This is a genomic window from Flavobacterium sp. PL002, from assembly GCF_054165825.1.
Window position 1 is genome coordinate 3623008 of record NZ_CM135110.1, and the last position, 23130, is coordinate 3646137.

The 23130-nt window shown below is 35.0% G+C and carries 26 protein-coding genes and 1 tRNA gene; 21 read left to right on the forward strand and 6 right to left on the reverse strand.

What is annotated here, in order from left to right; all coding sequences use genetic code 11:
* Nucleotides 1-27 precede the first annotated feature (27 nt).
* The 16 genes from ACVEGE_RS15810 (at nucleotide 28) to ACVEGE_RS15885 (ending at nucleotide 13279) form a co-directional block, all read left to right on the forward strand.
* Complete coding sequence (locus tag ACVEGE_RS15810; protein ID WP_108741740.1) at nucleotides 28-501, forward strand: hypothetical protein; 474 nt, start codon at nucleotides 28-30, stop codon at nucleotides 499-501.
* 135 nt (nucleotides 502-636) lie between these two features.
* Nucleotides 637-975: a DUF4134 domain-containing protein gene (locus ACVEGE_RS15815; protein WP_108742576.1), complete on the forward strand. Its 339-nt coding sequence runs from the start codon at nucleotides 637-639 to the stop codon at nucleotides 973-975.
* 12 nt (nucleotides 976-987) lie between these two features.
* On the forward strand, nucleotides 988-1311 hold the full coding sequence (locus ACVEGE_RS15820) for a DUF4133 domain-containing protein (protein WP_108741739.1): 324 nt from the start codon (nucleotides 988-990) through the stop codon (nucleotides 1309-1311).
* 33 nt (nucleotides 1312-1344) lie between these two features.
* On the forward strand, nucleotides 1345-3819 hold the full coding sequence (locus ACVEGE_RS15825; protein ID WP_192501567.1) for a TraG family conjugative transposon ATPase: 2475 nt from the start codon (nucleotides 1345-1347) through the stop codon (nucleotides 3817-3819).
* A gap of 55 nt (nucleotides 3820-3874) precedes the next feature.
* On the forward strand, nucleotides 3875-4564 hold the full coding sequence (locus tag ACVEGE_RS15830; protein ID WP_016988471.1) for a hypothetical protein: 690 nt from the start codon (nucleotides 3875-3877) through the stop codon (nucleotides 4562-4564).
* Between the two features lie 12 nt (nucleotides 4565-4576).
* Complete coding sequence (locus ACVEGE_RS15835; protein ID WP_192501568.1) at nucleotides 4577-5203, forward strand: hypothetical protein; 627 nt, start codon at nucleotides 4577-4579, stop codon at nucleotides 5201-5203.
* Nucleotides 5203-5838, forward strand: a complete 636-nt coding sequence (locus tag ACVEGE_RS15840; RefSeq protein WP_192501569.1) for a TerB family tellurite resistance protein — start codon at nucleotides 5203-5205, stop codon at nucleotides 5836-5838. Before ACVEGE_RS15835 ends, ACVEGE_RS15840 begins: the two co-directional genes overlap by 1 nt.
* Nucleotides 5839-5850: 12 nt before the next feature.
* Complete coding sequence (traJ, locus tag ACVEGE_RS15845; RefSeq protein ID WP_192501570.1) at nucleotides 5851-7047, forward strand: conjugative transposon protein TraJ; 1197 nt, start codon at nucleotides 5851-5853, stop codon at nucleotides 7045-7047.
* A gap of 30 nt (nucleotides 7048-7077) precedes the next feature.
* The gene (traK, locus tag ACVEGE_RS15850; RefSeq protein WP_016988475.1) at nucleotides 7078-7686 is read left to right on the forward strand and encodes a conjugative transposon protein TraK; all 609 of its coding nucleotides are present in this window, start codon (nucleotides 7078-7080) and stop codon (nucleotides 7684-7686) included.
* A gap of 13 nt (nucleotides 7687-7699) precedes the next feature.
* Nucleotides 7700-8197, forward strand: a complete 498-nt coding sequence (locus ACVEGE_RS15855) for a hypothetical protein (protein ID WP_192501571.1) — start codon at nucleotides 7700-7702, stop codon at nucleotides 8195-8197.
* 28 nt (nucleotides 8198-8225) lie between these two features.
* Nucleotides 8226-9509 (forward strand): conjugative transposon protein TraM, encoded by a 1284-nt coding sequence (traM, locus tag ACVEGE_RS15860; protein ID WP_370566996.1) that lies wholly within the window; start codon nucleotides 8226-8228, stop codon nucleotides 9507-9509.
* Nucleotides 9510-9527: 18 nt separating this feature from the next.
* The gene (gene traN, locus ACVEGE_RS15865; RefSeq protein WP_192501573.1) at nucleotides 9528-10373 is read left to right on the forward strand and encodes a conjugative transposon protein TraN; all 846 of its coding nucleotides are present in this window, start codon (nucleotides 9528-9530) and stop codon (nucleotides 10371-10373) included.
* Between the two features lie 26 nt (nucleotides 10374-10399).
* Entirely contained in the window at nucleotides 10400-11203 is an 804-nt protein-coding gene (locus ACVEGE_RS15870; RefSeq protein WP_108741730.1) for a hypothetical protein, read from the forward strand.
* 6 nt (nucleotides 11204-11209) lie between these two features.
* Nucleotides 11210-11497 (forward strand): hypothetical protein, encoded by a 288-nt coding sequence (locus tag ACVEGE_RS15875; protein ID WP_074722156.1) that lies wholly within the window; start codon nucleotides 11210-11212, stop codon nucleotides 11495-11497.
* Between the two features lie 73 nt (nucleotides 11498-11570).
* On the forward strand, nucleotides 11571-11732 hold the full coding sequence (locus tag ACVEGE_RS15880) for a hypothetical protein (protein WP_159086048.1): 162 nt from the start codon (nucleotides 11571-11573) through the stop codon (nucleotides 11730-11732).
* The gene (locus ACVEGE_RS15885; RefSeq protein ID WP_192501574.1) at nucleotides 11729-13279 is read left to right on the forward strand and encodes a recombinase family protein; all 1551 of its coding nucleotides are present in this window, start codon (nucleotides 11729-11731) and stop codon (nucleotides 13277-13279) included. The genes ACVEGE_RS15880 and ACVEGE_RS15885 overlap by 4 nt, the downstream gene beginning before the upstream one ends.
* Here the strand turns inward: ACVEGE_RS15885 and ACVEGE_RS15890 are convergent.
* From ACVEGE_RS15890 to ACVEGE_RS15910, 5 genes are all read right to left on the reverse strand, one after another.
* A tRNA-Arg gene (locus ACVEGE_RS15890) sits at nucleotides 13245-13318 on the reverse strand. The two genes, ACVEGE_RS15885 and ACVEGE_RS15890, sit on opposite strands and share 35 nt — an antisense overlap.
* Nucleotides 13319-13435: 117 nt before the next feature.
* Nucleotides 13436-13576 carry an SsrA-binding protein gene (locus ACVEGE_RS15895; protein WP_173854586.1) on the reverse strand — a complete coding sequence of 47 codons (141 nt, stop codon included), beginning with the start codon at nucleotides 13574-13576 and terminating at the stop codon, nucleotides 13436-13438.
* 85 nt (nucleotides 13577-13661) lie between these two features.
* Nucleotides 13662-15665 carry a M56 family metallopeptidase gene (locus ACVEGE_RS15900; RefSeq protein ID WP_192501575.1) on the reverse strand — a complete coding sequence of 668 codons (2004 nt, stop codon included), beginning with the start codon at nucleotides 15663-15665 and terminating at the stop codon, nucleotides 13662-13664.
* Between the two features lie 3 nt (nucleotides 15666-15668).
* Complete coding sequence (locus ACVEGE_RS15905) at nucleotides 15669-16028, reverse strand: BlaI/MecI/CopY family transcriptional regulator (protein WP_173854588.1); 360 nt, start codon at nucleotides 16026-16028, stop codon at nucleotides 15669-15671.
* 197 nt (nucleotides 16029-16225) lie between these two features.
* The gene (locus tag ACVEGE_RS15910) at nucleotides 16226-17446 is read right to left on the reverse strand and encodes an MDR family MFS transporter (protein WP_192501576.1); all 1221 of its coding nucleotides are present in this window, start codon (nucleotides 17444-17446) and stop codon (nucleotides 16226-16228) included.
* Nucleotides 17447-17542: 96 nt separating this feature from the next.
* Here ACVEGE_RS15910 and ACVEGE_RS15915 point away from each other — a divergent pair, with 96 nt between their 5' ends.
* From ACVEGE_RS15915 to ACVEGE_RS15935, 5 genes are all read left to right on the forward strand, one after another.
* Nucleotides 17543-18145 (forward strand): DUF1684 domain-containing protein, encoded by a 603-nt coding sequence (locus ACVEGE_RS15915; protein ID WP_173854590.1) that lies wholly within the window; start codon nucleotides 17543-17545, stop codon nucleotides 18143-18145.
* Complete coding sequence (locus tag ACVEGE_RS15920) at nucleotides 18145-18807, forward strand: TatD family hydrolase (RefSeq protein ID WP_192501577.1); 663 nt, start codon at nucleotides 18145-18147, stop codon at nucleotides 18805-18807. Before ACVEGE_RS15915 ends, ACVEGE_RS15920 begins: the two co-directional genes overlap by 1 nt.
* A 59-nt stretch (nucleotides 18808-18866) precedes the next feature.
* Nucleotides 18867-19580 carry a tRNA threonylcarbamoyladenosine dehydratase gene (locus ACVEGE_RS15925; protein WP_192501578.1) on the forward strand — a complete coding sequence of 238 codons (714 nt, stop codon included), beginning with the start codon at nucleotides 18867-18869 and terminating at the stop codon, nucleotides 19578-19580.
* Between the two features lie 77 nt (nucleotides 19581-19657).
* Nucleotides 19658-20311: an HAD family hydrolase gene (locus tag ACVEGE_RS15930; RefSeq protein ID WP_192501579.1), complete on the forward strand. Its 654-nt coding sequence runs from the start codon at nucleotides 19658-19660 to the stop codon at nucleotides 20309-20311.
* Between the two features lie 79 nt (nucleotides 20312-20390).
* Entirely contained in the window at nucleotides 20391-21233 is an 843-nt protein-coding gene (locus ACVEGE_RS15935; RefSeq protein ID WP_192501580.1) for a DUF2911 domain-containing protein, read from the forward strand.
* Between the two features lie 77 nt (nucleotides 21234-21310).
* Here the strand turns inward: ACVEGE_RS15935 and ACVEGE_RS15940 are convergent, their stop codons facing one another.
* Nucleotides 21311-23038 (reverse strand): sodium:solute symporter family protein, encoded by a 1728-nt coding sequence (locus ACVEGE_RS15940; RefSeq protein WP_192501581.1) that lies wholly within the window; start codon nucleotides 23036-23038, stop codon nucleotides 21311-21313.
* Nucleotides 23039-23130: the final 92 nt, after the last annotated feature.

Genomic DNA, 23130 nt, shown 5'->3' on the forward strand with positions numbered 1-23130 from the left:
GGAAGTTGAACATTTAATTAAGAAGCTATGTTTACAAACATTTCATGGGGCAATTACATCGTTGTGATTGTACTACTATTAGCCAGTTGGTATCTATTTATTGGATTTAGATATTATTTATTTGACATCACAGAAATTGTGACAGGAAAGCGGAAAATTCGTAAGCGCAGAATTAAGGATTTAGAAATTCATTATGATGTAGTTCATCCGCAAACTTTAACTGGTACTTCCAAACAAACATCTTTAGGAGAAACAGAAGAAACTATTCTTGATATAGATACTTTCGCCGAAAAGCTAAAAAATCTAGTAAAAGTTGCAAGTCAAAGAGAAGTTATCAAATCAGAATTTATTGGACATCTCAGTTTGCTATTTACCGAATACTCCAGTATTAAAAACTCTCCTTTTAGATCCTCAGTCAGTGAACTGATTATTTCAGAATGTGAAAAACTAGATACTATAAGTTTAAGTTATTTAGAGGTGGAGGACTTGTGGAATGAGTAAAAACAATGTTACAATGTGGAGGAATTGCCCCTGTCCGTTTCAGTGCGGTATGGCTTAGTGTGACAAGAATGAGAAATTGAGACAGCGGCATGCTCTACATTATTTTTAATGATTTTAACTTTAAAACAAAGTGTTATGAATAAGTGCAAATTGAATTTAGAAGGATTGAGTCGGCAAAAAATAATTATTGGAGTTTGCGTTGTGGTATTGCTGTTATTTAGCTCTCACGGCTATGGTCAGGATGGTGTTGCTGGTATCAACGAAGCGAATCAGAAGGTTCGGAGTTATTTTGATGCTGGTACGGAATTAATGTATGCAGTAGGGGCGTTGCTTGGACTAATTGGAGCAGTTAAGGTCTATCAAAAATGGAATGCAGGTGATCCTGATACCGGAAAAGTAGCAGCGGCATGGTTTGGTAGCTGCGTATTTCTAGTTGTTGTTGCTACCGTAATCAAATCCTTTTTTGGAGTTTAAAGCTTTGTATATATGGGAAATAGCGTCTATCGTATAAATAAAGGAATTAATAAGAGTATCGAGTTTAAAGGATTAAAAGCGCAGTACATCTGGTATTTTGGAGGAGGAATAGTAGTGTTAATGATTCTTTTTTCGATGATGTATTTTATCGGGTTACCCTCTTTTATCTCGTTGGGAATTATTGGTATAGCAGGAACGGTGATGGCTGTAAAGATTTATAAAATGAGCCACAAATACGGAGAACACGGAATGATGAAAGAGCTAGCGAAAAGACAATTACCTACGGTAGTTAAGACTCAAAGTAGAAGGATTTACAAAATGCGAATGCTGCAGTGAAAGGAATGAAGAATCAGTTAAATTTAAATGAAGATGGAAAAGAGGATGGAAGCTGTTTTACCGATAATGGATATAGAACACGACTGTATTCTATCAAAGCAAGGAGATGTTACCGTGGTGTTTAAAGTAGCCCTACCAGAGATATTTACATTATCAGATCAAGAATACGAGGCATTTCACCAAGCTTGGGTGAAAGCTATAAAGCTATTGCCAAAGTTTAGCGTTTTCCATAAGCAAGACTGGTTCATCGACAGCAAACATCAACCACATTTTGCCAACGACGACCATAGTTTTCTAAGTCGTTGTAGCGAGCGACTCTTTAATGAGCGTCCATTTCTAGATCATTCTTGCTACATTTTTTTGACTAAAAAGCCAGTGGGAAGAAAAACTTCTAGCTCGCTATTTTCTAGTTTAATTAGGTCTTCAATTGTCCCTGAGGAAACCTTAAAAGAACAAGTGCGTCAAGATTTTGTCGATAGCACAGGGCAATTCAGACGAATATTGGAAGACAGCGGATTTGTAAAGTTACAGCGTCTTAGCGATGATGAGCTACGAAGTCACAGCAGAAAGATTGGTATTATAGAACGCTATTGTTCCTTGTCAGAGAAACCGGAATCCTTTGTATTCAATGACATTGCTTTCAAGGATAGTTTACAGGTGGGAGACAAACATTGCCAGATTTATACTCTAGGAGATGCAGCCGATTTGCCTGCGTTATGTGGTTCTAGAATTAACTATGATCGGTATTCAACCGATAGGACCAAATTTAGCATTGGTTTTGCTTCTACTCTAGGTCAGTTACTTTCGTGTAATCACATTTATAATCAGTACATTTTTATAGAAGATTTCCAAAAAACCTTGAAGAAGTTAGAAAGTAAAAGACTGCGACTACAATCTCTATCAGCATATAGCAGGGAAAATCTAATTGCTCGCGATGCTACAAATGATTTTCTTAATGAAGCCATTAGTGAGCAACGGCTCCCTGTCAAAGCGCATTTTAATGTCTTGGTTTGGACGGATCAAAAAGAAGAATTGAAAGATATTAAAAACAAGGTTTCTTCTGCGTTAGTACAAATGGATGCAGCAGCAAAACAAGAAACAGTGGGAGCAGCCCAGATTTATTGGGCTGGGATTCCTGGAAACGCCGCTGATTTTCCGATGAATGATAGCTTTGATACGTTTGTGGAGCAAGCAAGCTGCTTTCTAAATATGGAAACTGGCTATCGTTCGTCACTAAGTCCCATTGGGATCAGACTAGGAGATCGTTTGACTGGAAAGCCAGTACATGTAGATATCAGCGATGAACCAATAAAAATGGGGATATGCACCAATCGAAATAAGTTTATACTAGGGCCTTCTGGAAGCGGAAAATCTTTCTTCACCAATCATATGGTTAGAAGCTATTACGAACAAGGAACCCATGTTGTACTTGTCGATGTAGGTCATAGTTACAAAGGGTTGTGTGATATGGTCAATGGATACTATTTCACCTATGATGAAAAGAATCCAATCAAGTTTAACCCCTTTTACATCAGTGAAGGCGATACTTTAGATACAGAGAAAAAAGAAAGTATAAAGACCTTGCTCTTGGCACTTTGGAAAAAAGACGATGAGACTTTTAATCGGATTGAATATGTAGCCTTATCGAATGCTTTACAATTGTATTATGAGAAACTAGCTATAAATCCGCAACTTTTTCCCAGCTTTAATACATTTTATGATTTTCTAAAAGAGGATTTTGTAAAAATATTGGAAGGGGATAAGGTAAAAGAAAAGGATTTTGATGTAAATAACTTTCTCTACGTACTGCGTCCGTATTATCAAGGAGGAGAATTTGACTACTTGCTCAATGCTACTCAAAATTTAGACTTGTTGCAAGAGCGATTTATAGTATTCGAATTAGACAATATTAAGGATCATCCGATACTTTTTCCAGTGGTTACTATTATTATAATGGAGCTGTTTATCAGTAAAATGCGGAAGCTAAAAGGGGTTCGTAAAATGATACTAATAGAAGAAGCGTGGAAAGCTATTGCTAAGGAGGGTATGGCAGAATACATTAAGTATTTATTTAAGACCGTTCGAAAGTTTTTTGGAGAGGCAATCGTAGTTACTCAAGAAGTGGAAGATATCATTTCGTCACCTGTAGTGAAGCAAGCTATCATCAATAATAGTGACTGTAAGATATTACTAGACCAGAGTAAGTATCAAAATAAATTTGAGCAGATTCAAGAACTATTGGGGCTCACAGAAAAAGAAAAAGCATTGGTATTATCTGTAAATAAATCCAATGATCCAGACAAGAAATACAAGGAAGTATTTATCTCACTGGGAGGAATGCTATCTAAAGTTTACCGAACAGAAGTTTCGCTAGAAGAGTATCTCGCTTATACCACCGAGGAAACGGAAAAACTAAAAGTCCAAGCCTATTCGAAAATGTTTGGAGGCGATATTCAAAAAGGAATCGCTGCATTAGCAGCTGACTTACGGGGGGAAGCAAAAGGATGAAAAAGAGACTATAACGCTCTAATAGAGGAGAAAACAAACCTAAATTAAATGCATTATGAAAACAAAGAGAAAAATAAGCTTGTGTTTGCTTTGTCTACTGCTGGTCAGTAGTCCAGCTAGGCCTGCAGCAGTCGTTGCTTTGCCTATAGTTGGAGTGATAACTGCCGCAATTAAAAAAGTGATTTTGGCGATAGACTTGCGAATACAGCGGTTGCAAAATAAAACTATCTGGCTTCAAAATGCACACAAGAAACTGGAGAATACGCTTTCCAAACTAAAACTAGGAGAGATTTCTCAATGGACACAGAAGCAAAAGGACTTGTATAAGAATTACTACGAGGAGCTGATGAAAGTCAAATCAATAATTAGTTATTACCAGCGCATTAGGGATATTACTCAGAAGCAAGTACGGCTAGTGGATGAATATGACAGAGCTTGGAATCTCATTAAACAAGACCCACATTTTAATGTGGCAGAACTGGAGTATATGCATAAAGTGTATTCAGGTATATTAAACGAGAGCCTAAAAAACATAGACCAGATTTTTCTAATTCTGGATTCTTTTACGATCCAAATGAGTGACGCCAAAAGATTGGAAATCATCAATACCGCCGCTGATCAAATTGATGCTAACTATGATGACCTTAGACTGTTCAATAGTCAAAATAGGCAACTCAGCTTACAAAGAGCAAAAACGAAGCATGATGCAGAGAAGATTAAGAAGCTTTACGGAATTCCTCACTAAAATAATAAGTCCATGAAAAAAATATTTTTATATCTACTATTTATAGGCTTGCTCACCAATAATTTACAGGGACAAGCTAAGCAAAGAAAAGTGTTGCTGCAGCAAATTGCTGCTTTAAGGATCTATACGGATTATGCACAAAAAGGATATTCTGTGGTCAAAAATGGATTAGTGACAATAGGAGATTTCAAGCGAGGGGAATTTAATCTTCACAGCAATTATTTCAGCTCTTTAAAAACAGTTAATCCAAAAATAAAAAACTATTTCAAGGTGGCCGATATTATTGCGCTACAGCTAAAGATAATTCATAGTTCCCGTTTCATTATTAAGCAAGTGCAGGGGGACGATTTATTTCACGGAGATGAAATAGCGTATATCAAAAGAGTAGTAGATCGTTTGATTGAAAATTGTGAAGCTAATATGGAGGAGCTCCTGACTATTGTAATGGATGGACAAGTTGAAATGAAAGAAGAGGAGCGAATCAAGCGCATTGACGCATTATATCTTAATATGTTAGAAAATTACAGTTTTGGTGAAAGCTTTAATAAGCAAACAAAATTATTGGCTTTGTCAAGAGCAAAAGAGAAGAATGATCTGAAAATAAGTCGTAGCATGTATGGTATTAATTCTAATTTCTAATGAAAAAGATAATAATTATAGGTGTTCTTTTGATGGGTTTCTTTTGCCCCCCTCGGGTTTCAGCCCAATCACAGGAAATGCAACAACTACTTCTCAATATAGAGAAGTTGGCGCAATTCAAACAGATACTTAGTGATATGAAAAAAGGGTATCAAATTGTTAGTGGAGGGTACAACACGATCAAAGATTTGTCTCAGGGTAATTTTAGCCTCCATGAAACATTCCTTGATGCATTGATGCAAGTAAGTCCAACGGTACGGAATTATAAAAGGGTAGGTGCCATTGTGAAATACCAATTGCTTTTAGTAAAAGAATACAAATCTGCATTTGAAGGATTTAGAAAGAGTGGCAATTTCAGTCCCGATGAAATAGCCTATTGCGCAAGAGTATATGATAATTTGCTGCAACAGAGCTTACGCAATTTAGACGAATTGATCACGGTTATTAGCGCTAATACATTAAGAATGAATGATGAGGAGAGGCTTACCGCGATTGATAAGATTTATGCAGATATGCAGGACAAAGTTTTATTTCTGCGAAGCTTTAATAACAATACTACTGTACTAGCGATCCAGCGTGCAAAAGAGCATAATGATGTGCGTGTAATGCGTAACATTTACAAGGCAAATAACTAAACAAAGAATGATATGGCAAAGACAAGTAAGGAAGTATTATTTACTGCCCTAGGAATACTATTGCCCTTTGCGAGTCAGGCGCAAAGTGTAGCGGACGACATGAATAGCTTACATGGTGTACTGGACCAACTCTACGAGGAGATGATGCCTTTATGTAATAATTTATTGGGCGTAGGTCAAGGAATTGCTGGTTTTGCAGCTATTTGGTATATCGGCTCAAGAGTGTGGCGGCATATTGCCAGTGCAGAACCAATAGATTTTTATCCGCTGCTAAGGCCTTTTGTTATTGGTTTCTGTATTATGATTTTTCCTTCGGTCTTGGACTTGATTAACGGAGTAATGAAACCTACCGTTACGGCAACAGCGGCGATGGTAGAAGGATCCAACAAGGCTATTGGATTGTTGTTGCAAAAGAAAGAAGAAGCTATTAAAAGTAGCAACTCTTGGCAGGTGTATGTAGGAGAATCAGGAAGTGGTGATCAGGACAGATGGTATAAATATACACACGACAATGCTAATCCTGATAATGAAGGAATGCTTGAAGGGATCGGAAACGATGTCAAATTTGCTATGGCGAAGGCATCGTTTAATTTTCGCAATTCGGTCAAGGAATGGATGAGTGAAGTACTAAGAGTATTGTTTGAAGCAGCTTCACTTTGTATCGATACTCTGCGTACATTTCAACTGGTGGTTCTTTCCGTATTAGGGCCCTTAGTATTTGGTATCGCTGTATTTGATGGTTTTCAACATACTTTGACCGTTTGGCTGGCAAGATACATCAATATTTATCTGTGGCTTCCTGTTGCTAATATTTTTGGTAGTATCATCGGTAAAATACAGGAGAAGATGTTACAACTGGACATTACTCAGGTAAATGATTATGGAGATACTTTTTTTAGTAGAACCGATATGGCCTATCTGGTATTCATGATTATTGGGATTGTCGGTTATTTTACAGTTCCCTCAGTAGCTAATTACATAGTTCATGCCGGCGGTGGCGGAGCATTGAGTCAAAAGGTAACCACCATTTTTAGTAATACTACAAATTCTGCAGTAAGTAGCGTGGGTACTGGTGCCAGTATGATGGCGGATGCGATGGGAAATGCAGCAAGTCGTATGTCTGAAAGCATGTCGGGATCTAGTATTTCCACTCCGTACTTCAGTGACAAGAATAGTCATATGGGTGATAAATTAAAAGGCAATTCTTAATCTCTAAATTGAAATATTATGTTTAGTAAAATGAAAAATATTGACACGGCTTTTCGATATGTTCGAGGCTTTACGATGCTAGTTATAATTGGATGTGTGATTCTCTGTTGCTTTGCTCTTTACAAAAGTTTTAGTCTGGTTTCGCAAATGCAGGATAAGGTTTATATACTGGCTAACGGTAAAGCATTGGAGGCATTCTCATCGGATAGAAAGGATAATATTTCAGTTGAAGCAAAGGATCATGTAAAGACCTTTCATAGACTGTTTTTTAGTCTTGATCCCGATGATAAAGTGATACAAATAAATGTAACCAAGGCGCTTTATCTGGCGGATGATAGCGCAAAAAGAATATATGACGATTTAAAGGAAAACGGATATTATTCTGGGATTATATCCGGTAATGTCAGCCAAACGATAGCTGTGGATAGTGTAACAATTAACATCAATGAATATCCTTATCAGTTCCGTTGTTATGCGACTCAAAATATCATAAGACCCACAAGTATTGCTTATCGAAGTCTAATAACGGAAGGCAATCTTCGCAATGTTTCACGAAGCGACAACAATCCACATGGTTTTTTAATTGAGCGGTGGAACACTATTGAAAATAGAGATTTAAGTTCAAAAAACAGAAAATGATAAAAAACTGATTATGAAATTCACATTTAAAAGAAACAGCAGAAATAATCCTGAAAGTGTCAAGTACAAAGAACGCTTTCTACTAGAACGATGCAACGAAGCCATTTTTTTGTTGCAGCATAAATGCGCTCAGTGGCTGGAACAGAAGACGGCACATCTATCTGCAAAAAGCTGGATCGTAATCCTATTTTGTTTTATAGTATTTACGGTCGGAGGGAACATTTATTTAATTGTAGATGGCCTAAATGGAAACTCAAACAAGATAGAGCGCAGTCTCATCAGTAGGTCTACCAATGCAGCAGCATTCGATACTAAAAATAAAACATTTAATACATCATTAAGTAAAACTGAATTAGAAAGAATGGCTCGTTTTCAGATGTACATGGATAGTTTGGGACGTAGTCCTACTGGAAAGCTAATACAGGACAGTATACTAAGATCTCGCCCTGGATTACTAGACAGCCTTGTTATCGTAGAGAATTATTATCGCTCACAATTTAAAAATCAATAGTATGGAACGAAAAACAGAATCATTAAAAATGCAAAGACAGCGAAAGATGTTTATGGTATTGCCGCTCTTGGTCCTTCCCTTTATTACAGCTCTATTTTGGATTCTAGGAGGAGGTAAAATGGATGCCGTTACTTTAGAATCAGTCGAAAAAACAGGCTTTAATACAAAGCTTCCAGATGTAAATGGGAGAGAAGCTATTTTCTTAGATAAGATGAAATATTACGAACAAGCTGCAATCGATTCGGCAAAGCTGGATGAACTTATCAAAAATGATCCAAATTACCTGAGCCAAACTTTTCAGGATGCTGGAACGGAAACCGTTACGGATACCACTTTTAAAGGAAGTAGTTATACCAATGGAAACGGTGGATTAAATACATCGATTTATCGAGATTCAAATGAAGAAAAAATTCATAAAAAACTGGAAGCACTTCAAAAGGCTATTAATAGCCCAACTATAGTTGAGGAACAGAATCCTAGTTCGAATCAATATGCAAAACCCACTACTTCAGAAATGCATTCTGAAGATATTAATAGGTTAGAATACATGATAAGTTCTATGGATGGACGAAAAGAAGAGCAGGATCCTGAATTGAAGCAGCTCGGTGGAATGTTAGAAAACATACTTGATATTCAGCATCCTGAAAGAGTGCAAGAGAGACTGCGAAAAGTTTCGAAAGAAAATCGGGGACAAGTATTTACGATTAGTACCAAAACGATGGAAGGGATGGTTTCTTTATTACAAAGCAGTCCTGAAAATCCGTTAGGCACTGATGGACAATCCAGGCGTAATGGATTTTATTCTTTTGATGAAAATACCAGTACGGTCGATATGCAAAATACGATATCGGCTGTGATTCATGAAACACAAACCATCGTTACTGGGGCGACAGTAAAGCTGAGGCTAACCAATGCGATTTATATAAATGGAGTCGCGATACCAAAAGATCATTTTCTATTTGGAATAGCTTCTTTACAAGGAGAGCGATTGAATATTAAAATTAATAGCATTAGATATAGTAACTCTTTGTTTCCAGTAGCACTTTCAGTCTACGATATGGATGGATTGGATGGAATTTATATTCCAGGCACTATTAATAGAGATGTTGCAAAAACAACTGCAGATCGTTCGATGCAGAGCATCGGAATGGGAACTCTTGACGATTCCTGGGGAGCGCAGGCTGCGGGAGCAGGAATAGAGGCTGCCAAAAGCCTACTAAGCAAGAAAGTTAAGTTGGTTAAAGTGGTTGTAAAAGCTGGCTATCAAGTATTGCTTCTCGATGGCAACCAAAAACAAAATGATTCGAATTAAAATCTAAAACTTAAAAACATGAAAAAAATTAATGTATTGCTAGTGGCTTTTTTATGGATCTTTTCCAATTTGGCTGCTGCGCAGCAAACGGAAGGAAATTATTTTGAAGAAGTAGCATCGGACTCGCTTTTTATAGGGTATTCGAAAACTACGACTATCGTATTTCCTTATACTATTAAAACCGTAGACCGAGGGAGTCAAGATGTATTAGTACAGAAAGCGAAAGGACTAGAGAATGTATTGCATATTAAAGCGGCACAGCAAGGGTTTATCCCAACCAACCTTACGGTCATCACTGCAGATGCTAAGCTGTATTCGTTTGTGATAAGCTACGATGAAGAATCGCCACAATTAAATCTCAGTTTGCATACAACTAAGGCAGGTAGTCCAGGAATGTACTTTTCCGCGGAAGGTGCGAACGAAGAGGAGGTACATAAATACTCTAATTTAGCTTTTTACCATCATAATAAAATCTCTGGTGCGATGAGTAAAAAGTTTGAAATAAAGTTCCAATTAAATGGAATTTTTATACGAGATGACATCTTATATTACAGGATAAGAGTGGTAAACAGTTCTAAAATAAATTATGATTTAGATCAGTTACGATTTTTTATCCGAGACAGCAATAAGATAAAGCGTACCGCTTCGCAAGAGATAGAAATCGTGCCAATAATCAGTTATAATAAACCAACTTCAATAAAAGGGGAGAGAGAGAATACCACTGTTTTTGCGCTACCCAAGTTTACAATTCCAAGTAGAAAACACTTAGTAATCCAACTTATGGAAAACAATGGCAGTAGGCACCTTGAACTTCGGTTGAAAAAGGAAAAACTTTTACGGCTTACGGTGCTACCTAAATTATAAATAGTAATCATTTAAATATAAGAATTATGAACGAGAAAAATTATGAATACTTGCGTAACCAGGTTAAGTATACTGGTTTTGGAGAAGGACTGGACAGCGAATTAAAGGAGAAAATGCAGCAGCAAACCTCTACTTTCACATTGAATCATGAAGTGCTGTATGGAGCTGATCGTGCCAAAGCAACACTAAGCTTTAAAAAATCAGATCAGAGTGAGATGTTTTTTTTTAATTCTTACAAGGTTGATTTGCAGAAAGACAATTCAAAAGAATCGCTGGGGCAAACTTTCTATATTAATAAAGGAAGTAATATTACGATGAAGGAAGCTTACAATCTAATGGAAGGTCGAGCAGTAAATAAAGAACTAACTAATAAAGAGGGACAGCTTTATAATTCTTGGCTCCAAATGGATTTTAAGAAAACGGACAGTAATGGGAATTTCAAACTCAATCAGTACCATCAGAATTATGGATACGATCTTGAGGCTAGCTTGAGGAAACTGCCAATAAAAGAACTAGAAACTCCAAAATACAAAGAAGATTTGATGGATTCTCTCAAGAGAGGAAACTTGCAATCTGCTACATTTTTGAAGGATGGTGAGGAAGTTAAGCAATTTATTGAAGTTAATCCTCAATTCAAGACAATGAATGTATACGATACAAACATGAAGCGTATTGACAATATAGAGGCTAAAGTAGAAAAACAGTCGGAAGGCGAAAAGGCTTCTGTTAAACAGAGCAATAAAAAACAAGGGGCAAGCGCAGATAACGAAGAGCCTGATATACCAAAGGAAGTAAAGAAAAGAGTAAGAAAGCAATCTAATTCAATTTGATAAATAATGGAAAGTCTAAAACCCTTATCAGATTTCTTTTCAGCTATTGAGAAGGATTACCGTATTAGTATCACGCATATCGGTGTTTATGCCGCATTGTTAAAATATAGTGGGGATAGGGGTTTTACCAGTCCGATCCAGGTTTTTAGCTATGAAATTATGCATATAGCAAAAATATCTGCATCAAGCACTTATCATAAATGTGTCAAAGAATTAAATGAGTACGGCTATATTAAGTACGAACCTTCTTTTAAGAGAAATCAAGGGAGTAGGATTTATTTTAAATATATATAGAATTTAAATAATTGTATCAACATAATAAAAAGCCCCTTATCGGGCTTTTTTTGTTAATAAAAATAGGGTAATAATGGAAAATGAATTAAATGAAAAGGGAAAAATTACTGCTAAAAAAACCATGAAAATACTTAATTCGGGGGGAATATGTGTTACTCTTGAAGAAGCTGAAGCAATTTTGGTGTTTATGAAAAAAATAGCTAATATAGCGGTAACTAAATATTTACAAACATGAAAAAGGTAGCTGATTTATATATACGTGTAAGTACAGACGAGCAGGCGGATAGAGGATATTCCCAGCGAAATCAAGAGGAAGTTCTTCGGAAGTATTGTGATATTAATTTTATTGCGGTACGAGATGTAATTTACGAAGATCATTCAGCTAAAACATTTAATAGGCCGCAGTGGAAGAAACTTCTACTAAATTTAAAAAAATATAAAAATAAGACGGATTTTATACTTTTTACAAAGTGGGATAGGTTTAGTAGAAATGCGGGTGATGCATATCAGATGATTAGTCAACTTCGAAAGTTAGGAGTAGAACCTCAGGCAATGGAACAACCATTGGACTTAGCGGTTCCTGAAAATAAAATGATGCTGGCGTTTTACCTCGCGGCTCCTGAGGTCGAAAATGATCGTAGAGCCCTCAATACATTTCATGGTATGCGACGAGCAAAGAAAGAAGGGCGTTATATGGGAATAGCTCCATTCGGTTACGCAAATAAATCTAAAGAAGATGGGCAAAAATATATAAGTCAGATAGAACCTAGGGCTTCAGTAATGCGATGGGCATTCGAGGAACTATCAAAAGGTGTATTCAGTACAGAACAAATATTTCTTATGGCCAAAAAAAGAGGTTTTACAAGAGGTAAAAGTAATTTTTGGCTTCTAATCAGAAATCCTATTTACTGTGGAAAAATTTTTATTCCAAAGTATAAAGATGAAGAAAGTATGTTTGTAGTAGGGCAGCATGAGGCAATTATTTCAGAAGGATTATTTTATAATGTTCAAGATATTTTAGACGGTAAATCCCGAAATTATCGAGCAAAGATTGAAACTATAGAGGAGTTTCCTTTACGAGGATTCTTTACATGTCCTAAATGTGGGAAAAAATTATTGGGAAGTAAATGTAAAGGACGCACTAAATACTATTACTATTATCATTGTGTATCGGAATGCAAATATCGTATAAATTCAGAAGTTGCTAATGAGCTATTTGTAGAGAATTTAAAAGCATATGAGCCACTCCATGAAGTGAAAAAAATCTATACAGCCGTCTTAATAGAAACGCATAGAGATTTGACGGATAATGCAAGAGAAATGAAGCGGCGAATTTTAGAACAAGTAAAAAATTATGAAAATAGATTAAGCAATGCGCGAGACTTACTTTCAACAATGCAAATTGATCCGTCAGACTACAGGCTGATGAAGCTTGATTATTCTGAAAAGATAAGTAAGTTAGAATCTGAATTATCTGAAATAAGTAGCGATAAACAAAGTATAGCTGGACTATTGAATAGTGGTATTGAAAATCTTATTAGACTGAACAACAGCTACAATGATGCTAGCTTAGCAGACGCAAGGGAATTAATTGGTTTAATTTATCCCGAAAATTTCACAATTCGTGGGGAGCAAGTACAAACCACTAGAATCAACAAGGTTATCGAGTCTATATACATGATTAACAATGAGTTAAGCCGAAAAAAAAACGGGACAAAAGAGAATTTTTTCTCTTTGTCCCGTAAAGTGACCTTGACTGGATTCAAACCAGTAACCTCTTGAGCCGTAATCAAGTGCGCTATTCAGTTGCGCCACAAGGCCTTTTAATTTTAGCAGCACATATATTATGATGTGATTGCGGGTGCAAAGATAGAGATAATTTGGAGTTTTGCAAGCCTATTTTAAAAAAAAATCAAAAAATAATTGATGTTTTTTGCACTATACTAGTGCTCTTGTAGTTACATAATAACGAAAACCAATAATAGCCATTTGCCATTTACTAGCTTTGGCTAAATCTAATTGTTGCTTAGAAAAACTGGGTAGTACTAATTTGTTGATTTTAGCTAAAATTTTAAACATAAGGTTTTTTCTTTTTACAAAGATATAAAAAAAGACGACCGTGGCTCATGGTCGTCTTTTAAATAATGTGTATTTCGTTTTTGAACTATTTTGTATTGATGGTAATGATGCCGTTCAAAGCTTTTTCACCGTATTTAGCCACTGCTGCTTGTTTAGCACTTTCCGTTCCTTTAGCCGGATTTTGTATGTCCATGTTTTTAATGTTGTTAGGGCTTAGTTTGTCCATTGTTTTGGTATCGCTAAGTTTACCATCGATTATAATAACCGCATTTTTATAATCAGCCTTCTTTCCAGGCAGTACTTTTTCTGTACTGCTATCTTGATTGCTTTTAGCGCTAGTGAAAGTATAAGAATCACTGCTTTCATATATAGTTTTAGTAGTGATTTTGATTATTTTATCATTGTCTGAAGACTTGTCAACGTCCATTTTCTCAATCAAAGAGGGGTCTATTTTATCCACTTCTTCTTTAGTGACTTTTTTCCCATTGATGTAGTATGTAGTTTCTGTTGGAATTCCATTAGTTTCTCGCTTTACTATTTTGGTGGTGCGAGTGGTTTTATTCTCATCATTAATACCACTTAATTGATTGTTTGTTCTTATTGTGTTATTAGAACTAATACCGGCTGAAGTAGTTCCTGTAGTAATTTCGATTACACCATTTTTACCTTTCGAACCGTATTTTTTTTCAGCTTCGATAGGATCAAGTATATTAGAAGATAAAATTTCATTGTCAATAGGAATTTTAATGTGATCATCTGTGCTTTGGGCTAAACCGTTCACTAATATTAAATAAGCTTTACCTTCTTTTTTAAAGTCGGTTATGGTGTAGAAACCTTCCTCTTTCTTAATATTTAAACCAGAATTTTTTGAAGACTTCATCATTCTCGCTAATTCTTCCATATTTGGCGTAGCAAACCCAAAGTCTATTAAAACTCCGCTCTTTATCTCAGCGAATATGTCAAAAGGAGCGATAGCCTTATTTCCTTTAATTTGTTGTTCTTTTTCTGTTCCTTTGTTGTCTGTCAAAGCAACTTTAATCGCCGTAATTTCATTATTTGAATTGGTTTTAATTCCTGAAAATGCTATCACTAAGCCATATTCTTTTTCAAAATATTCTTTCTGAGTGTTCAGTCCTTTTTCATTGCTTAGTGATGTTACATGAAGTGCCATTTTTAAATCTAAATTGCCCATGCTAGGTTCTTCTTTGGCTTCCTGCGGCTTCTCTTGAGCAATTACATTTATTTGGAACATTAGTACAAATGCAACAAGTGCTGGCAGCACGACAGCATATTTCCACGAGTTTCTTTTTCTAGATTGATTTTTGTTTAACATAACGATTCGTTTTTTGATTAATGATTGATAAAAATGATTGGTAATGGCAACACAATTCTCCTGTGTTGTTATTTTTAATAACGTAATTTGATAGGCTTTTTTGTCGGTTAGTTTTTTAGTAGCCTCGCTGTCAGCAATGAACTCTAAATTTTGTAAAACTGCTTTTTTGTATAACCAAACAAAAGGGTTGAACCAAAAAATAATACAAAAAGCTCTAGCAATCAATACATCAATCGTGTGGCTCTGATCACTATGTACTTTTTCATGCTCAAGTATGTTTTCAAGTTCGATTGCATCGTATAATTCTGAATTGTAAACAATTGTCTTAAAAAATGAAAAAGGAGCTAGGTTTTCTTTGGTATCAACTAATCTATAATCTGCTTGGTGATAACTTGCTTTTCCTTTTAAAAGTTTTTTTAAACTGTAAAAATCATACAGTAGTTTCGCTGCTAATAGTGCTGTTACAAAACTATAAATCAATATTGAAATCAGTGGCATATAATCCATAATGCTTTTTTGTTCAGCTGCAGTAGTAAGCGGAATTGTAGTATAATCAAAATTAGATACTACAGGGGCAACCCAAATCACTTTGGTGTAAACTAACAAAGGCAAAACTACTGAAGTTATAAGCCCTGAAAGTAAAAACCAGCGGTTGCTGTTAAAAAAAGTTTCTTTTCGCAACAGCAGGTGATAGCTTATAAAAAACAACGCCAATAACCCACTTGACTTCAATAAGTAAATAAATATCGTTTCCATAGCTTATTTTTTATTTTCGATCATTTCTAAAATTTCACGTAACTCTGCTGCCGAAATCTTTTCCTCTTTGGCGAAAAACGAGACCATATTCTTGTATGAACTATTAAAATAATTGTCAATAGCAGTGTTCATAAACTTTTTTCTGTAGTCCTCAATAGTTACAATAGGATAGTATTGATGCGTTTTTCCAAAGGCATTATACGCCACATAGCCTTTCTCTTCTAGGTTGCGTACAATAGTCGACAAAGTATTGTAATGTGGTGGATCTACTGTGATTTCTTCCATAACTTCTTTTACAAAAGCCTTTTTTAGCTTCCATAAAATGTGCATGATCTCTTCTTCCTTATTTGTTAATTTTTGCATAGTTTGCTTTTTTTTTGGCATTAACACTGATTCTGATAGCCATCGGTGTATCGCAAATCAAACTTACAACTATAATTTCAGTTATACAACTATGTTTTTAGTTTTATAACTATTTTTATAGTTATGAAGTTTAGATTGCTGTTGTAAAGTGTTTTAATTCTTTTAAGAATAGTGTTGAATTTGTAAAAAAAAGAAAATTAAGCCGGTTCAGTTTCTAAAACTAATAGTTTTTTAATCCAGATAGAACAAAAAGCAGCTGCTACTCCAAATGTTCCCATAACAAACCAGTTTACTTGGTAGCCATAATCAGCTATGATGCTTAAACCAGCCTTAGAGCTGATGATATGCGCCATACTAAAACTCATCGTGTACAAAGCCATGTAACGACCTTCGTGTCCTTTAGGGGCTCGGCTCATGGCAAAAGTATTTGAAAACGGAAAGGCAAAGATTTCGCCTATCGAAATGAATACCATGCTAACAACTAACATTCCTGCCCAGACATCAATTAACAAAGTGTAAAAACTCACTCCCATCATTAAAGCTCCCCAAAAGATAACAGAGAGTTTAGGAGTTTGCTTGCGTTCAAAATAACTCACAATAGGCATTTCTAATGCAAAGATTAATAAACCGTTTAGCGTCATTAACAATCCGGTTTGAAATTCTGATAAACCAAATTGCTCACTGTGATATAAAGGTAAAGCCGTAAACAACTGAAAAAAGATCATTGCGGTTACAAAACTTACAAATAGAAAAATCCAGAAAACCTTATCCTTAAATACCGAGGTTATTTCAAGAATGGGGTTGTGAGCATCATGTTGTGCTATTTTCTTTTTCTCCTTTACTAATAAAGCAAAAATTAAAATAGCCACTACACATGAACTACCATCTACCCAAAATAAACCTTGGTAGCCTATTCCCATGATGATTAATCCTCCTAAAGCGGGACCAGCCGCAAAACCTAAATTCACCGCTAATCGAACTAAAGTTAAAGAACGGGTTCTGTTTTCAGGCTTAGAATAAGCGCCCAGCGAAACAAACATGGCGGGTCTAAACATATCAGCCAGAGTCATGATACTGAACATTCCTAGGCAAAGTCCCCAGAAACTAGTAATGTATTGCAATACAAAAAAGAAGATTCCGCTACTGAATAAGCTAAAAACCATCACTTTGTAAAACCCTATTTTATCAGATAGTTTTCCGCCAAGCCAAGAACCTAGCATAGAGCCAAAACCAAAGGCAACCATAATCCAACCCACTTCGCCATAGGTAAAATGTAAATCTTCCTTTAAGTATTTCGATAAAAAAGGCAAAACCATCGTTCCGGCTCTATTGATAAAAGTGATAATGGTTAAGATCCAAATCTCTCTTGAAAATCCTCTAAAATTATTTAAATAGCGTTGAAATGCGGTTACTAACATCGGGTTATGGTTATTTAACGCAAAGGTAGAAAACTTTGTAACGTAGCAACTTTGTCCCTTTGTAACTTTTAAGCTATTTTTGCTAAAATTATTATCATGAAAAAATACACTGTTTTACTTTTGTCATTCTTTTTTGTCTTTGGCTATAGCCAAGAAAAATTTGATACGGCCAAAGTCATAAAATTTCAAGACGAATTAAACGCAGAATATGCTAATGCTAAAACGAGTCCGTTGATGGAAGCTGATTTAGCACATTTTAAAGCACTTGACTTTTTTCCAGTGAATGAAAAGTTTTTTGTAAATGCACAATTCACAAGAACGCCAAAAGAGAAAGCGTTCAAAATGAAAACTTCTACTGATCGTACTCCTATATATGTCAAGTATGGTGAAGTAACGTTTGAGATTGATGGAAAAACATTCAAACTAAATGTGTATAGAAATATTGAGCTTTCGAGAAAGAAGGAATTTAAAGACTACTTGTTCTTACCCTTTTCTGATCTCACATCAGGAGCAGAAAGTTACATTGGTGGTAAATATATCGATCTAAAATTACCAAAAGGAACTACTATTGCCATCGATTTTAACACATCATACAATCCGTATTGTGCTTATAGTCCTAAATATTCGTGTCCTAAAGTTCCTTTAGAGAATGATTTGAATATTGAAATCAAAGCGGGAGTTAAAAAATTTCATGATTAATGCAGTACTTTAATTTTCATACACACCAATACACAAACACTGATTTAATAACTGAATTGGTCAATCAATATCCGCAAGAATTTGATGCTGGTATTCCGTTTTATTCTATTGGGATACATCCTTGGTATATCAATGAAGCGAGAATTAAAAGTGATTTGGTTATTATCGAAAGTAAATTAAAAGAAAATAACTGCTTAGCAATAGGCGAAAGCGGTTTAGACAAACGCATTGAAATACCGATGGACTTGCAACAGCAAGTTTTTGAAAGTCAGCTACTATTAGCACAAAAATACAATAAGCCAGTAGTAATTCATTGTGTAGCCGCTTTTCAAGAGGTAATAGATACTAAAAAGCGTTTAAAAATTACAGTTCCCATGATTATTCATGGATTTTCTAAAAGCCTACAATTAGCTAAGCAACTTGTAGATAATGGTTTTTACCTTTCTTTTGGGAAATACTTATTACGAAATCCAGAATTAGAAACGGTTTTCATCACTATTCCAAACGATCGTTTTTTTTTAGAAACAGACACCATTGAGGAAACAATTGAAGATGTGTATGCCTTGGCAGCCAAATATAAAAAGACTACAGTAATCGAAATACAACAACTAATTAGTACAAATTTTCAAACGGTTTTCAAAACTAGTTTGGAAACAACATAAAATTAACTGAGGGGAATTTTTAAAATAGATAACCTTAAACTTTAAAACAATAAACAGAAATGGCAGAGTGGACAGAAAGAGCGGAACTTTTATTTACGAATGACGGATTAACAAAATTACAAAACGCTAATATTTTAGTCGTAGGATTAGGTGGTGTAGGTTCTTTTGCAGCTGAATTTCTAGCTAGAGCAGGAGTAGGAAAAATGACAATTGTAGATGGTGATGTGGTTGATATTACCAATATAAACCGTCAATTGCCTGCTTTGCATTCAACAGTAGGACAACCTAAAATTACAATAGTAGGAGACCGATTGATGGATATAAATCCAGAGTTGCAATTGACTCGTGTAGAAGAGTTTCTTTCGCCAGAGCGTGCTTTTGAGATAGTTACTGAAGAGTTTGATTATGTGTTAGATTGTATAGATAGTGTCACACCAAAGCTGAATTTAATTATTGCGGCCAAACGCAAACGAGTTAAAATTATTTCAAGCATGGGTGCAGGTGGAAAAATGGAAGCGGCAAAAGTAAAAGTGGCCGATATCAATAATACCGAAAATTGCTTTTTAGCAAAAACCATCCGCAGACGCTTAAAAGAACATAAAATTGACAAGCTAAAAGTAGTTTTCTCTTCAGAGATTCAAGATGAAGCCAGTTTAAAAATGACCGATGGTTCTAATTATAAAAAATCCTTTTATGGTACGAATAGCTACATGCCAGGATTATTTGGTTTATATGCAGCAGAAACCGTAATTAGATACATTCTTAAAAAATAGGAATTTTTAAGTGAATAGCTAACGAATTTAATTTAAAAAAGGCTTCATGTCTTTGTGCCTTCTTGGCAAAATAGAAGATGATAAAAACCGTAATATTTGACATGGATGGTGTAATTGTAGATACTGAACCCGTACACCGTTATGCATACTTTCAACAATTTGGAGAATTAAATATAGCGGTTACTGATACTATGTTTACTTCTTTCACGGGGAATTCCACACGAAACACCTTCCAGAAAGTGAAAGAAATTTTTAATTTAGATCATGATGTAGAAGATTTGATTCAGCGTAAGCGAACAATTTTTAATGATGCTTTTGATAACAAACAAGATTTAGAACTTCTAGCAGGAGTTGAAAATTTAATTAAAGATTTTCATCAAAAGGGAATGCAGTTGATTCTAGCATCTTCGGCTTCTAAAGTGACTATTTCTCGTGTTTTTAATAGATTCAAATTACACGATTATTTTACACATATAGTAAGCGGTGAAGATTTCCCGCTGTCAAAACCGCATCCAGCAATTTTTGAACACGCAGCAACATTATCAATTGCTCCAAAAGAAAACTGTATTGTAATTGAAGACAGCACAAACGGAATAAAAGCAGCTAAAGCCGCTGGGTTATATTGTATTGCTTACAATAGTTTCCACTCTAAACAACAAGATTTATCTTTAGCAGATAAGGTTGTAAACCATTTTGACGAACTTAGTTTTGAGATCGTAAGCCAAATATAATTTGAGTTTAAGTAATTATTAACAATTATAACTACTTGAATTTGTAATTTTGAAACCAACATAAAAAAACCATAAAAAAATGAGAAAAATACTGATTGCATTAGCTATTATCATCACTCACTTTACCATTGAGGCACAGGTGAAAACACCACAGGCAAGTCCAAAGTCTGAAATCAAGCAAGTTGTAGGATTAACAGATGTTGAAATTGTATATTCAAGACCATCTGCTAGAGGTAGAGCGGTTTTTGGTAATTTAGTTCCTTTTGGAAAATTATGGAGAACAGGAGCTAATGAAAATACAACTATCTCATTTAGTGATGATGTTTTGATTGATGGAAAGACATTAAAAAAAGGGAAGTACTCTTTATATACAATCCCAAATGCACAAACTTGGGACGTTATTTTTTACAAGACTACAGATAACTGGGGAACTCCAGAAGAATTTAATGAAGCAAATGTGGTTTTAAAAACTACAGTAAAAGAAACAACTTTACCAACATCAGCAGAGACTTTTACATTAGGAATCAACGGAATCGATACTAATTTTGCTTATTTAGAAATGTACTGGGAAAACTCTTTTGCTAGATTAAAGTTTGAAGTACCTACTGAAAAAATGGCCATTGCAAGCATTGAGAAAACGTTAGCTGGACCTTCTGCAAATGATTACTTTTCATCTGCACAATTTTTTTACCAAGCTAATGGAGATGTTGCTAAAGCAAGAACTTACATCGATAAATCATTAGAGTTAAGTAAAGAAAAACCTTTTTACTACTTGCGTTTAAAATCATTGATTCAAGCAAAACAAGGTGACAAAAAAGGAGCTGTTGAAACAGCAAAACAATCTTTAGCAGCATCTGAAACTGCTGGTAATCAAGATTACGTTAAAATGAATAAAGATAGTATTGCTGAATGGAGTAAGTAATTTTAATCTTTACAGATACAAGAAAACCCGTTTTACGAACTAGTAAAACGGGTTTTTTTATGGGATTGTAATTATGTTTATGCTGTGATTTTTTCTTTGTCTTTTCTGAATATAGATGCTTGCATCATTGACGATAGCAGGATGGTTAGCATAGCTCCAATGAAATTCAGCCATAAATACCCTAGTTTTTCTTCTCCACTTGGATAGATGGCTATTGCGTAATAGTAAATGATGAATATGGTTGTCTGACTGATTAAAGCACTGTAAAAGATTGCTTTTGCTTTTACAAACTTGATGTAGAAACCAACTAAGAATATTCCCAACACAGTTCCGTAAAATATAGAACCAATAATATTTACTAACTGAATTAAATTTTCGAATAAAGTACCAATACAAGCAAAAAGAATCGCAACAATTCCCCAGAATAAAGTAAAAAACTTAGTTACGTTTAGATAATGTTTATCGGATTTTACTCCTTTTATGTTCCGTTTATAAATATCAATTGCCGTGGTAGACGCTAACGCATTTAAACCAGAAGCTGTAGATGACATTGCTGCTGACATGATTACGGCAAGTAATAAACCTATTAGCCCTTTAGGAAGGTAATTAAGAATGAAATGGAAAAACACATAATCCTTATCATTTGTTTCGCTATTACTGTCAGCTTTTAAAATTATTTCCTTAGCGCGATCACGCAAATCTTTTTCCTTTGTTGATAAAGCGATCAGTTCTTTACGCAGAATTGGATTGTCATAATCTTGATTCAATTGATCAATGTACAGTAAGTTAATTACTTTTTTGTCTTCTGATAATACATCTAACTCTTTTTCTAAAACATGGTATTCGTCTTTATAAGCCGATTTTTCAATCGTAATCTTATTGTTTGGATTAAAATTTAAGGGTACAGGATTGAATTGGAAAAAAACAAAAACCATTACTCCGGTTAACAATATAAAAAACTGCATGGGTACTTTTAAAAGTCCGTTCATGATTAAACCCATTTGGCTTTCTCGAACAGACTTCCCTGATAAATAACGACCAACCTGAGACTGATCTGTACCAAAATAAGCTAACGCCAAGAAGAAACCACCAGTAACTCCACTCCAAATCGTGTATTTATCTTCGGGATCAGTAGAAAAACTTACGATTTTCATTTTATCATTTGCACCAGCAATATGCAAGGCATTAGAGAAAGTCATGTCATTAGGTAAGAAATGCAATATCAAGAAAAAAGTGATTAGCATTCCTGACATAATCACAAACATTTGCTGTTTTTGAGTAACGTTTACCGCTTTTGTACCTCCTGAAAAAGTGTAAACAATTACTAAAACTCCAATCACAATATTCATGTAGGTAAGGTTCCAACCCAATATTGCTGATAGAATTATAGCAGGCGCGTAAATAGTTAATCCAGTTCCTAATCCTCTTTGAAATAAAAAAAGAATTGCTGCTAGTGAACGTGTTTTTAAGTCAAAACGTTTCTCTAAATATTCATAAGCGGTGTACACTTTGTATTTATGATAAATAGGAATAAAGGTCAGGCAAATGACAATCATGGCAAGTGGTAAACCAAAATAGAACTGAATAAATCCCATTCCGTCATGGTAGGCTTGACCAGGAGTAGATAAAAAAGTGATGGCACTGGCTTGTGTTGCCATTACTGATAATCCTACGGTGTACCAAGGTGTTTCATTGTTACCAAGGATAAATTCATCTACCGTTTTACTGCCTTTAGTTTTCCAAGCACCGTAAATTACGATGAATAATAAGGTAACGATTAATACAATCCAATCAAATAGCTGCATGTTGTTAAGAGTATAATTTCATTATTAAATAAAAAACTAAAATATAAATGGCATTGGCGATGAGCACCCAAGTATAATCTTTTTTCCAATTT